9 protein-coding genes are annotated in these 12854 nt (G+C 59.0%); 7 read left to right on the top strand and 2 right to left on the bottom strand.

Annotated features, from left to right (window positions below; genetic code table 11):
- Positions 1–129 precede the first annotated feature (129 nt).
- The 3 genes from E4O97_RS25855 (at position 130) to E4O97_RS25845 (ending at position 1501) form a co-directional block, all read left to right on the top strand.
- A complete protein-coding gene (locus tag E4O97_RS25855) occupies positions 130–348 on the top strand; it encodes a hypothetical protein (RefSeq protein ID WP_078820930.1) in 219 nt (72 codons plus the stop codon).
- 89 nt (positions 349–437) lie between these two features.
- On the top strand, positions 438–878 hold the full coding sequence (locus E4O97_RS25850; RefSeq protein ID WP_078820929.1) for a RidA family protein: 441 nt from the start codon (positions 438–440) through the stop codon (positions 876–878).
- A gap of 29 nt (positions 879–907) precedes the next feature.
- Positions 908–1501, top strand: a complete 594-nt coding sequence (locus tag E4O97_RS25845; RefSeq protein ID WP_248162659.1) for a cysteine hydrolase — start codon at positions 908–910, stop codon at positions 1499–1501.
- 41 nt (positions 1502–1542) lie between these two features.
- On the opposite strand, the gene E4O97_RS25840 is transcribed toward E4O97_RS25845, so the two are convergent.
- Together E4O97_RS25840 and E4O97_RS25835 are read right to left on the bottom strand one after the other, a co-directional pair.
- The gene (locus E4O97_RS25840; protein ID WP_078820927.1) at positions 1543–3969 is read right to left on the bottom strand and encodes a heavy metal translocating P-type ATPase; all 2427 of its coding nucleotides are present in this window, start codon (positions 3967–3969) and stop codon (positions 1543–1545) included.
- Positions 3970–4538: 569 nt separating this feature from the next.
- A complete protein-coding gene (locus tag E4O97_RS25835; protein ID WP_078820926.1) occupies positions 4539–5312 on the bottom strand; it encodes an IclR family transcriptional regulator in 774 nt (257 codons plus the stop codon).
- A 276-nt stretch (positions 5313–5588) separates the two neighbouring features.
- On the opposite strand from E4O97_RS25835, the gene E4O97_RS25830 reads away from it, so the two are divergent.
- The 4 genes from E4O97_RS25830 to E4O97_RS25815 form a co-directional block, all read left to right on the top strand.
- Complete coding sequence (locus E4O97_RS25830; RefSeq protein WP_282443269.1) at positions 5589–6674, top strand: efflux RND transporter periplasmic adaptor subunit; 1086 nt, start codon at positions 5589–5591, stop codon at positions 6672–6674.
- A 5-nt stretch (positions 6675–6679) separates the two neighbouring features.
- Positions 6680–9817: an efflux RND transporter permease subunit gene (locus tag E4O97_RS25825; RefSeq protein ID WP_078820924.1), complete on the top strand. Its 3138-nt coding sequence runs from the start codon at positions 6680–6682 to the stop codon at positions 9815–9817.
- Entirely contained in the window at positions 9814–11247 is a 1434-nt protein-coding gene (locus E4O97_RS25820; RefSeq protein ID WP_248132747.1) for an efflux transporter outer membrane subunit, read from the top strand. Before E4O97_RS25825 ends, E4O97_RS25820 begins: the two co-directional genes overlap by 4 nt.
- Before the next feature lie 268 nt (positions 11248–11515).
- The coding region (locus tag E4O97_RS25815) for an Ig-like domain-containing protein (protein WP_248162657.1) at positions 11516–12854 on the top strand (1339 nt) is incomplete at its 3' end.

The following is a 12854-nucleotide window of genomic DNA, read 5'->3' as shown; positions in this document are numbered from 1 at the left end:
GGAACCTCTCGACTGAGGCAGGGCCCGCCTCGCCTGATCACGCCTGGTGAGTCCAGGGAACTATCACGATGTGCCTTCAGGGTACTTGTGAGCTTTTGCCTTTTTGAAAACCGTAAAGGGGACGCCGCTATGAACGTTATTTTGAAAGAATCGCTGATTGCAGGCCTGATCGGCGCAACCATGTCAGCCGTCATGTCTTTTTTGGTCAATCAGAACTTACCTCTTCCTCTTTCCTCTCTGGATAATTCAATAGCACATGGCATTACCGGACTTATCAGTGGTTTGATCAGCGCCTTTATGGGGGTGTTCATGGTACTTCGCAAAGTCAACAGATCGACGGCCAAATAACGTGCTTGTGTGCAGGTGCAGATAGCCATAACCACCACTCGTGATTAGCAATCTCAGACACCACAATGAAGTGGTACAGAGGGAACACCATGAACCACAACGAGCAAGACCTTTTCACCCACGCACCTCTGCTGACATTGACAAACCCATTGGGGTTGTACGATCCGAGTGGCAATGGGTACTCCCACATGGCGCAAATTGCTTCGGGCGCGCGGTTAGTATTTATCTCAGGGCAGGGCGGTGAAAACGCCAAAGGGGAGCTGGCCGCCGATTACGTAATGCAAGTACGGCAAGCGTTGGATAACCTGCAAATCGCCTTGGCTTCGGCAGGCGCACAGGTCAACCAGGTAGCCAAACTGACCGTGCTGATCGTTGATCACAACCATGATCGCTTGGCGATTTTCGGCAAAGCGCTGAGCGAAGTGTGGGGCGCATCGACAAAACCTGCTTGTACGTTGATCCCGGTACCGCGTCTAGCACTCGACGGTATGTTGTTTGAGATCGAAGCCATCGCAGTCATTCCTGACTGACTCAATGATACCGATAAGGAATGAAGCTCATGACTGTTCGTACTGCCGTGCTTGCCTTGCATTACCAGAACGAAGTGCTGCACCCCAAGGGGCGCATTCGCGTGGGGTTGGCTGAGAACGATCCGATGCGCGACCAAGTAATCGAGGCGGCCAGACGACTGCTTGCGGGCGCCCGTGAGAAAGAGCTACCGATATTGCATGTGCGCATTGCTTTTCGCCCCGATTATGCTGACTGTCCGAGGAATACGCCGATATTCCGTAAGACCGTGGAATTGGGCGCGGTGCGAAATGGAGAGTGGGGCGCGCAGTTCTTGGCGTCGCTTGCGCCGCAGCCGAGCGAGCGTGAGTTCGTGATGACGCACACACGTATCAGCGCGTTCAAGGGCACCTCCGTCGAGCAGACGCTACGTATGTTGGGCGTCCAGCACCTGATCGTTGCGGGCGTGGCTACCCATTCGGTGGTCGAGAATACCGTACGTGAAGCAGCAGACCTGGGCTATGCCATCACGGTGGCCGCCGATGCCTGTGCGGCGGCAGCGCCGCACGTGCATCAAGCCGCATTATCCGCCATGGCGCTGATCGCTGATATCTCGACGGTGGCAGGCGCGCTACAGGCTGAGTGAGACTCGGCACCCAGGGCAGGGAGGTTCGCTCCATGCCCTTTTCATGGGTTTGGGCCGGAGCGTTGGCGCGGCATCTGTGTCAGACGCAAGGCGTTGAGTACCACCGTCAACGAGCTGATGGACATGCCGACTGCGGCCCAGATGGGTGTGATCCAACCCAGGGCGGCGAACGGCAGCATGAGGCCGTTATACAGCGCCCCCCACAGCAGGTTCTCAATGATTATCCGACGTGTGCGCCGTGCCAGGCGGAAGGCTTGCACCAGCGCATCCAGGCGGTTGGACAGCAGCACCGCATCGGCGCTGGTCTTGGCCAGGTCGGTGGCCGAGCCCATGGCCACGCTGATATCCGCAGCGGCCAGCACCGGTACATCGTTGACCCCGTCGCCGAGCATCAGTACTTTGCGGCCTTGGCGATGCAATTGTTGCAGCATTTGCAGCTTGTCATTCGGGCTCAGGCCGCCGCGGGCCTCGTCAATGCCCAGTTCGGTGGCGACGCTGGCAACCATTGGCGAGCTGTCGCCCGACAGCAGCAGCGTGGTCCAGCCACGCGCCTTGCAGGCGGCAAGCAGCGCGGGGGCGTCGCTGCGCAGGTGGTCGTCAAGGACCAGCCAGGCCAGCGGCCCTTGGCTATCGCCCAGCAGCAGCCATTGGCCGGCTTCATTCGGCATCGGCGGAACTGCACAAGCGCTCAGGTCACACACGAAGGCTGGCTGGCCGATGCGCAGGTGTTGCTCGCCCACTCGGCCCTCCAGACCCAACCCAGGTATGTTCAGCACGTGTTCGGCAGCCAGCGACGCACGGCCGAAGGCTCGGGCTATCGGGTGTTCGGAGCGGTTCTCCAGCGCGGCGGCCAGGCTCAGGCATTGCTGACTGTCGAGATCGCCCAGCGGGTGAATCGCACGCAAAGTCAAGCGGCCCTCGGTGAGCGTGCCGGTCTTGTCGAAAATCACCGTATCGATCTGATTCAAGCCTTCGAGTACATGGCCGCGAGTCAGCAGCAGGCCAAGTTTGTGCAGGGTGCCGGTGGCGGCAGTCAATGCGGTCGGTGTGGCCAGGGACAGGGCGCAGGGGCAGGTGGCGACGAGCATTGCCAGGACGATCCAGAAGGCCCGTGAGGCGTCCAGTTGCCACCAGAGCAAACCAATGGCGGCTGCAGCGATCAGCGAGAACAGCAGGAACCATTGGGCGGCGCGGTCGGCGATTTCGGCCAGGCGTGGTTTTTCGGTCTGGGCTCGCTCCAGCAGATGGACGATCGCGGACAGGCGAGTGTCCTGGCCCAGGGCCAGGACCTCCAAGGTCAGCGTGCCATCGACGTTGAGGGTGCCGGCGGTAACCGCGTCGCCCGGGCTGCGCGGTTGCGGCAGGTATTCGCCGGTGAGCAGGGATTCGTCGATGCTCGACTGGCCTTCGAGGATCTTGCCGTCCGCTGGCAGAATGGCGCCGGGATGCACCAGTACCTTGTCGCCCAGGCGCAGTTCGCTGAGCAGGATGCGTTGGCTCTGGCCGTCGGCGTCCAGGCGCAGGCACGAGGCCGGCAGCAGATTCACCAGGCGCGCGGTGGCGGCCGCCGTACGCTCGCGGGCTCGGCGTTCCAGGTAGCGTCCGGCGAGCAAGAACAAGGCGAACATACCCACGGCATCGAAGTACAACTCGCCGACTCCGGTAATCGCGGTCCAGATCCCGGCGATATAAGCGATCCCTATCGCCAGGGACACCGAGACGTCCATGGTCAGGTGGCGGGTGCGCAGGTCACGCAGGGCGCCTTTGAAGAATGGCGCGCAGCTGTAGAAGACGATGGGTGTGGTGAGAAACAACGCTACCCAGCGCAAAATCGTGTGCAACTCGGGGCTCAAATCCAAATTGAATTCCGGCCAGGTCGCCATGGTCGCCATCATCGCCTGGAACCATAGCAGCCCGGCAACACCCAACTGACGCAGGGCCAGGCGGTTTTCGCTGGCCAGTTGTTCGGACGCATGATCGGCCTGATAGGGGTACGCGGCGTAGCCGATCTGTCTGATCTCGTTAAGCACCTGGCTCAGGGGTAGCTGCTGGTCATCCCAGCGCACGTTCAAGCGATGGTTGGACAAGTTCAGTCGCGCTTCAGCCACCGCCGGCAGAGCGCGCAGGTGTTTTTCGATCAGCCAGCCGCAGGCCGCGCAGTTGATGCCCTCGATCATCAGGAGAGTTGTGGCCAGCTCACCCTCATGCTGGACGAAGTGTTGCTGTACATCTGCCCGGTCGTATAGCACTTGCTCATCCGGCAACTGCTTTGCCAACGTTTCGGGGTTGGTCGAGGCTTCACTGCGGTGGCCGTAGTAACCCTCCAGATTATTGGCAGCAATGGCTTGGGCCACGGCCTGACAACTCGCGCAGCAGAACTCGCGGGTCGTACCCAGGATGACTGCGGTATAGGGGCTGCCGACAGGCACGGGAAGGGTGCAGTGGTAGCAGGGAAGTGGCGTGCTCATCACGGTCTCCTGTCCTCGCACGGATCGCATCACTGCCAAACCAGCGGCATCTGGCTGCTTCGCGTTGAGGGGCGATGCTTCACTAGAAAAGGAGTTCACCCATGCCAGCTGCAAGTCCCCCGGTAAGGCTGCTTCGAAACGCTGGCTGGGCAAACGCTGTAACGCTGAGAGAGAAATGGGTCAGGTTGAGTCTCGGACTCTTGCCGGCCGTGGATTCGACTCTCGGCGATACCGGGATGCGGTTATTGCGTCGGTGTAACTGACAGGCTTTCTATGATCTCCTGCAGGCAGGTTAGAGGCGTAAAAAAGCCGCTTCGCGAAGTGGAGCACATCGATGCGAGCGGCCATGAGATAACTCAAAGGAGGAACCCCAAAAATACATGGGGGGATGAGCCAGCTTATGTAGGAAATTTCCCAGGGCTTTGCTCAAGTTGGAGTTGGTCAATGCGCCGCCATAGAAACCGGGCCGCAAAAAAGCCACCGAGTAGAATAAAGGCCAATTGCTTATCGCAACGCCTTTTTCAGCGCTCGGCCGTGATAGCCAGGGCTGGCAAGTTGGGTGTTGTAGCTCAATTGTGTTGGCGGCCAATCACACGTTCTATGGCGTCTTTGGTCTCGAGCAACGCGGCCTGAAAACGTTCGGCATGAACCTTTGCCCGCGAGGCCGGGGCCACGACCGTGATGGAGAAATTGCCCAGGTAGGTGCGGATGATGGTCGCGTAGGAGCAAATACCTTCGATGTACTCTTCCGTTTCCTGGGCGATGCCGCTGACACGGATCTGTTCCAATTCTGCCAGCAGGGCCTTTTTGTTCAGCGTGGTGCTTGTCAGCGCCGGCAGCTGTTTTGGCAGGATTGCTTCGAGGTCCTGAGATGACAGGTCGGCCAGGAGTATCTTGCCGCTGGACGTTGCAAACGATGGGGGGTTGATGCCGATTGGAAAAACAATGCGCAATTCCCGTTCAGCCACCACTCGATCGATCACATACACCTTGTCGCCGATCAAGGACGACAACGTCACCGACTCGTTCAACAACTGGCCAAGCTCGATCAGAAAGGGCTGAACCGATGAAATGATGTCGGTCTGGGTCTGGTTGATCAGCAAGCCCAATGCGGTCCCCAGCCGAAAGCCGCCCTGTGGGCCGATGGATTCAACCAGGCGTTCTTCTTCCAGGGCGGTAATGATCCGTTGCACCGTCGAGCGAGGCAGGTCGACGGCTTGTGCAATCGCCGCATGGCTCAAGCCCTTTGGGTTGTTTCCCAGTGCACGCATGATGGCGGCCGCCCGCGCAATGACCTGAATGCCACCGTTTTTTTGTTCCTGCTTGAGTGTCTCGTCGCTCATGTCTTATTCGCTCGCCTTTTTGCCGGGCGCCCATCTTACCCGATAGCGCCCTCAGGTCCTGGTGATCACCACATTTGGCGCACGTGATTGCGTGATGTTTGAGCGTTCGCCAAGGGTTTTTGAAAAGTACAGATTGATTTTGGTGAATCGTATAGTGATACACTGAACCTTATCGTGGTTCACGTATCTTTTTTTTCATCTTCCTGGGGAGTGCTTCTGGTGAAGCTCAGATGGCCGTCGCGTGCTGTACATATTCTTCCGCTCACCACCGCGTTACTGGTGGGCTGTAATCAATCCGAACAGGTTTCGACCGCCAGTGCTCCGGTGGAGGTTGGGGTCTATACGGTCAAGGCCGAGTCCTTGGTCATGACCACTGATCTGCCTGGGCGAACCTCGGCTTATCGCGTTGCGCAGGTACGCCCGCAAGTCAGTGGCATTCTGCAAAAGCGTCTGTTTGAAGAAGGTGCTCAGGTCAAGGAAGGGCAGCAGCTCTACCAGATTGATCCGGCGACCTATCAGGCCACCCTGGCCCGCGCGCAGGCCAACCTGGACACCGCGCAAAACCTGGCCAAACGCTACGCGAGCCTGCTGGAAACCAAAGCCATCAGCCGCCAGCAGCATGACGACGCGCAAGCGGCGTGGAAGCAGGCCAAGGCCGATGTTCAGGTCGCCAGCATCAACGTCCAGTACACCAAGGTGCTGTCGCCGATCAGCGGGCGGATCGGGCGCTCCAACATCACTGAAGGTGCACTGGTGACGAACGGGCAGGGCACGGAACTGGCGACGGTCAACCAGCTGGACCCCATCTATGTCGATGTGACCCAACCCATTACTCGCATGTTGGCACTGGAGCGTGCGCTGGAGTCTGGCAGCTTGCAGAGCACGGGTGCGGGGCAGGCACACGTCACCCTGACCCTGGATGATGGCAGTGCATACCCATTGCCGGGTACGTTGAAGTTCTCTGAAGTCAGCGTTGATCCCGGCACAGGCTCTGTGACTCTGCGTGCGGTGTTTCCTAACCCCAACGGTAAGTTGCTGCCCGGGATGTTCGTCCATGCACAACTTAAGGAAGGCGTGCGCGAGGCGGCCAAACTGGTGCCGCAGCAAGGCATCATTCGCGACAGCCGGGGCGTCGCCACGGCTTGGGTGATCAAGCCGGATGAGACTGTCGAGCTGCGTGAACTGCAAACCTTGCGCACCGTGGGTAATGCCTGGCTGGTCGGCAAGGGGATCGAAGCTGGAGAGCAAGTGGTCACCGAAGGGGTGCAACGCTTGCGCGCGGGAGCAAAGGTCAAGGCCAGCCCGGCCACTAACGTTGAGTTGATCAGCGACTTCAGCGCCACGACCGGCGAAGGGAGCTGATACCCATGTCCCGTTTCTTTATCGACAGGCCGATTTTTGCCTGGGTTATCGCCTTGATGCTCATGTTGGGGGGCGCGTTGGCGGTGATTTCGCTGCCCGTCAACCAGTATCCGAATATTGCGCCACCCGCCGTGCAGATCACCGTGACCTACCCGGGTGCGTCAGCGCAGACCGTGCAGGACACGGTGGTGCAGGTGATCGAGCAGCAGCTCAATGGCCTGGATGGGTTGCGTTATATCTCCTCATCCAGCAACACCGATGGCAGCATGCAGATCATCGTCACCTTCGATCAGGGCACCGACCCGGATATCGCCCAGGTGCAGGTGCAGAACAAGCTGCAACTGGCTACCCCCATGTTGCCCGAAGAGGTCCAGCGCCAAGGCATTAGGGTGGTGAAGTATCAGGTCAACTTCATGTTGATTCTGGGGCTGGTCTCGACCGATGGCCGAATGTCGGACTTCGACATGGGCAACCTGATTGTCGCCAATCTCCAGGACCCTATTTCACGGACCAAGGGGGTCGGTGACTTTTTAGTCCTGGGTTCACAGAACGCCATGCGTATCTGGCTCGACCCCGGCAAGCTCAACAGCTATCAATTGGTGCCCCAGGACGTCATGAGCGCGATCTCGGCGCAGAACGTCCAGGTGTCATCCGGGATGCTAGGTGGTTTGCCTGCACGTAAAGGTATTGAGCTGTCGGCCACCATCATTGGCAAGACGCGCATGACCACCGTGGACGAGTTCCGCGAGATCCTGCTCAAGGTCAATCCCGACGGCTCGCAGGTGCGTATCAAAGATGTGGCCGAAGTGGGGCTTCAAGCAGAAAACTTTTCCATTTCCAGTCAATTCAATGGCAAGCCTGCCTCGGGGCTTGCGTTGCGCCTTGCCACCGGTGCCAACCTGTTGGATGCGGTCGCGGCGGTCAAGAAAACCGCGGATGAGCTCAAACCTTACCTGCCGGAAGGGGTCGAGATTGTATTCCCCTACGACACCTCGCCCGTGGTGGCAGCCTCGATCAAGTCGGTGATCTACACCCTGTTCGAAGCGATCGTGCTGGTGTTTCTGGTGATGTTCCTGTTCTTGCAGAACGTTCGGGCCACGCTGATTCCTTCGTTGGCGGTACCGGTGGTGCTGCTGGCCACGTTCGGCGTGTTGTTCGCCTTTGGTTTTACCATCAACGTGATGACCATGTTTGCCATGGTGCTGGCCATTGGTCTGCTGGTGGACGACGCCATCGTGGTGGTGGAGAACGTCGAGCGGATCATGGCCGAGGAGGGGTTGTCGCCTAAAGAGGCGACACGCAAATCCATGGACCAGATTTCCGGAGCCTTAGTGGGTATCGGCCTGGTGATCTCGGCGGTGTTCATGCCGATGGCATTCTTCAGTGGCTCTGCGGGTGTGATCTATCGGCAATTCTCGATCACCATCATTGCCGCGATGAGCTTTTCGGTGCTGGTTGCCCTGATATTTACCCCAGCGCTGTGTGCCACCTTGCTCAAGCCGCACAAAGCCGGCGCGCACGAGAAAAAGGGCTTCTTTGGCTGGTTCAACCGCACGTTCGAAAAAAACACCCTGCGCTATGAGCGCGGCGTCAAAGGCATCCTCACGCGGCGCTGGCGTTTCATGGGTATTTACCTGTTATTGACCGTGGGAGCTGGGTTGCTGTTTACCAAGATCCCAATGGCATTTTTGCCTGACGAAGACCAGGGCATCATGGCGGTTCAGGTGCAACTGCCACAGAACGCCAGCGCAGAACGGACCGAAGACGTCCTGGGGCAGGTGCGTAAATTTCTGTTGGAAGACGAAGGCGTTGGTATTTCATCGGCCTTCACCGTGAATGGTTTCAACTTTGCCGGTCGCGGCCAGAGCAGCGGGATCGTGTTCGTGGCCTTGCGGCCGTTTGCCGAGCGTACATCGCCTGAGCTATCGGTATTTGCTATCGCCAAGCGTTTGAACGCGAAATTCGGCGCAATCAAAGACGCCAACGTGATTGCCCTGGTGCCACCCGCGATCCTGGAGATGGGTAACTCGACCGGGTTCAACGTGTTCCTGCAGGACAACGGCAATGTCGGGCATGCCGGCCTGATGGCTGCCCGTAATCAGTTCCTGGGGTTGGCGGCACAAGATCCGACGTTGATGTTGACCCGGCCTAACGGCCTGGATGATGAAGCGCAGTACCAGGTCATCATCAATGATGAGCAGGCGCGGGCGCTGCAGGTGTCCATCGCCGACATCAACCAGACGATGTCGGTCGCCTGGGGCTCGGCCTATGTCAATGACTTCATCGACGGCGGCCGCGTCAAGCGGGTGTATGTGCAGGGTGATCAGGATTCACGCATCGCGCCTGAAGACTTCGACAAGTGGTACGTACGCAACGCACAGGGCGAAATGGTGCCGTTTTCGGCGTTTGCCACGGGCAAGTGGGTGTATGGTTCGCCGAAGCTGGAACGCTACGGGGGTATCTCTGCCATCGAACTCCTGGGGACGCCGGCACCTGGCTACAGCACTGGCGATGCCATGCTGGCAGTTGAACGTATTGCCGCAAAAATGCCTGCGGGCATCGGGATGTCCTACACCGGTTTGTCCTATGAGGAGCGACACGCAGGTGCGCAGGGGCCAATGCTGTATGTCCTGTCATTGCTGATTGTGTTCCTGTGCCTGGCCGCGCTGTATGAGAGCTGGACGATTCCGGTGTCGGTGCTGTTGGTGGTGCCACTGGGTATTCTTGGCGCTGTGTGCGCCACCTTGCTGCGCGGGCTGTCCAACGACGTGTTCTTTCAGGTCGGGATGCTCACCACCATGGGCTTGGCAGCGAAGAACGCGATCTTGATCGTGGAGTTTGCCAAAGACCTTTATGAGCACCAGGGACGCACGCTGGTCGAAGCCGCCGTGGAGGCTGCCCGCCTGCGTTTGCGGCCGATCATCATGACCTCGATTGCATTCATTATGGGCGTGTTGCCCTTGGCCCGGGCTGTCGGCGCGAGCAGCGGCAGCCAGCACTCCATCGGCACCGGCGTGGTGGGCGGTACGCTGGCGGCGACCTTCCTGGCGATCTTTTTCGTGCCGCTGTTCTACACGTTCGTCACCGGCCTTTTGAACAAAAAGAAAACACCGGATAACGCCCCGTCGGGAGAGCAAGCATGAGACTTAAAGCATTGACGCTCTGCGTTTGTATCGGACTTGGCGTGTCGGGGTGCAGCCTGATTCCGGAAAAGTCCTGGCTTGAAGTTCCTGCTGAAAATGCGTGGCCGCAAGGGGCTGCCTATGCCCAGCCCGGCATGATCGAGGCCAATGCACCTCGTGTGCTGTGGAATGACTTTTTCCGCGACGATGGGCTGCGACGGATGATCGCCGTGGCTCTGGAGAACAACCGGGATCTGCGTGTCGCGGCCCTGAATGTCCAGGCGTATCGTGCGCAATACCGGATCCAGCGCTCGGCGCTGTTTCCCTCTGTGGATATGAATGGCAGCGGCAACCGGCAGCGGTTGCCGGCTGATCTGTCGAGTACGGGGAGCGCCGGTATTCAGAGTCAATATGGGCTGAATGTCGGCATCACCTCTTATGAACTGGATGTATTTGGACGCGTCAGCAGCCTCAACGCGGCGGCCCTGGAAAATTACCTGGCCACCGCACAGGCACAGAACAGCATCCGTATCGGCTTGATCGCCGATGTGGCGAGCGCGTATCTGACGTGGCGTACCGACCAGGCGTTGCTTGAGCTGACCACCAGAACCTTTGATAGCTACAGCGCCAGCCTGAAGCTGATCAGCCAGGCGCATCGGGCAGGTACGTCTTCCGAGCTCGATGTGCGTCAAGCGCGCACTCAAGTCGACACGGCCAAGGCGCAAATGCTGCAATACACACGGCAAGTCGCCCAGGACGTCAACGCCTTGCGGCTGCTGCTGGGCGCCAACCTGCCGGATGATCTGCCCAATGGCACGCCACTGGAGGGCGCCGTCCTGGCAGATATACCCGTGGGCCTGCCGTCCGATCTGCTGCGCCACCGTCCGGATATCCTGCAGGCCGAGCACCAGTTATTGGCCGCGAATGCCAACATCGGCGCAGCTCGGGCGGCATTCTTTCCCTCGATCCGCTTAACTGCGACGGCTGGGTCGGCCAGCAGTGAGTTGGGTGACCTGCTCAATGGCGGCCAGGGCAGTTGGAGCTTTGCCCCGCAGATCAGCGTACCGATTTTCAATGGAGGACGGTTGCGTGCGAGCCTTGATTACGCCGAAATCCAGAAAGACATCAGCGTTGCCCAGTACGAAAAGAGCATCCAGACCGCGTTTCGCGAGGTAGCCGATGGCTTGGCAGCTCAGGGCACCTTTGGCAAGCAGTTGCAAGCCCAGCGTGATCTGGTGATGGACAGTCGCGCCTATTTCGATTTGGCGCAGCAGCGCTATGAAACGGGTGTTGACAGCCATTTGACCCTCCTCGATGCCCAGCGACTGTTGTTCACGGCCGAGCAAAGGCTGTTGAGTGATCAACTGCTTAAGCTGGACAGTCAAGTCCAGCTATACAAGGCGCTAGGCGGAGGTTGGGAGCCCTCTCAACTGATCAGTTCCGCTCGATAGTCACGTCAAAAAAACGGGCCAGCGTTGGCTGGCTCGTCAACGATCGCTATGAGTTTTCTCTCCTTTTTTCTGAAACGCCTGCTCGAGTCAGTCGTGATGCTGCTGGGAAATGTCCTACATATTGGCAGGAAATTTCTCACGAGTATGTGCACCGGTAAATGTCCGATCACCGCATGTGTGACCGGACGTTATTGGTTTGGCTGACCAGCCCTCGACGTTGTTTGAAGGGCGCTCAGTCCGATTTCTCATAGTTGGAGCGAAAGCACGTATGGCGCAGGTTAGTTTGATAGATATCAAATCTGGAAAACTGGTAGAGCAGGCAACGGGTAATTCCACCACCGTTGGCAGCCCCAGTATCGTAAAGATTTCGTTGAATCCTGAAACGCTGAAGTCTGCTTCGCGGGCTGGCGACGATTTGGTCATCGTGTTGAAGTCCGGTGAGCAGGTCGTGCTCAAGGGCTTTTTTGTTGTGGCGGCTGACGGTCTGCACAATGAGTTGGTGTTGGAAAACGAAGGGAAATTCTGGCACGCGACTTATGAGCCAAGCCAGGCATCACTTTCTTTAAAAGAGATTTCCAATGTAGATGAGCTGCTTGTGGAGGACGGTGACAACACCTTCATGTGGCTCCTTGGCGCACTTGGGCTCGGCGGCGTGGTGGCGTTGGCGACTCACAGTGGCGGCAGTGGGGGCGGTGGTGGTGGCGCAAACGCAGACGCTGCTGTCAGCGCTACCAAACCGTCTGCGCCTGTGATCAGTTTCGATACCCAGGCCAACAAGCTCGCTATCCAGGGCCGCCCTGGCGCTACATTTGAGGTCAAGGGGGAGGGTGGTCAGGTACTTGCCTCCGGCACGCTGGGTAATGATGGCCGTGTGCAGGTCGAGCTACCTTCAAGCGCCAGTCATCAAACTATCACCACGACTCAGACGGAGAATGGCCTTCAGTCTGATCCTTCCGTAGCACTCACCCTGCCGCTGATGAAGCCTACGCTGGGCACGCTAAATCCCGACACTGGGGAATTGCCGGTCACCGGCAAGCCAGGTGCGACCGTGCAGGTGCAAGACCAGAACGGCAACCCGATTGGCAACCCAGTCACTTTGGACGACAACGGTCAGGGCACCGTGACGCTGCCGGGCAACACCAGCGGCCAGCAGGTCGGTGTGGTGGTCAAGGACGGTGACACGCAGTCGCCTGCCACCAACGTTGATGTGCCGCTGCTGGCACCACAGTTGGGCACTGTCGATCCAGCCACTGGCAACGTAGTAGTCACCGGCAAGCCAGGTGCGACCGTGCAGGTGCAGGACCAGACCGGCAATCCGATTGGTAAACCAGTCACTCTGGACGACAAAGGCCAAGGCACCGTAACGCTGCCGGGCAACACCAGCGGCCAGCAGGTCGGTGTGGTGGTCAAGGACGGTGACACGCAGTCGCCTGCCACCAACGTTGATGTGCCGCTGTTGGCACCGCAGTTGGGCACTGTCGATCCAGCCACTGGCAATGTAGTGGTCACCGGCAAGCCGGGCGCGACCGTGCAGGTGCAGGACCAGACCGGCAAGCCGATTGGTAAACCAGTCACTCTGGACGACAAAGGCCAAGGCACCGTGACGC

Source organism: Pseudomonas sp. W15Feb34 (assembly GCF_023127765.1).
GTDB classification, from domain to species: Bacteria; Pseudomonadota; Gammaproteobacteria; order Pseudomonadales; family Pseudomonadaceae; genus Aquipseudomonas; species Aquipseudomonas synxantha_A.
Note: the sequence above shows the minus strand (reverse complement) of the source record. Positions and strands in the feature narration are given on the sequence as shown.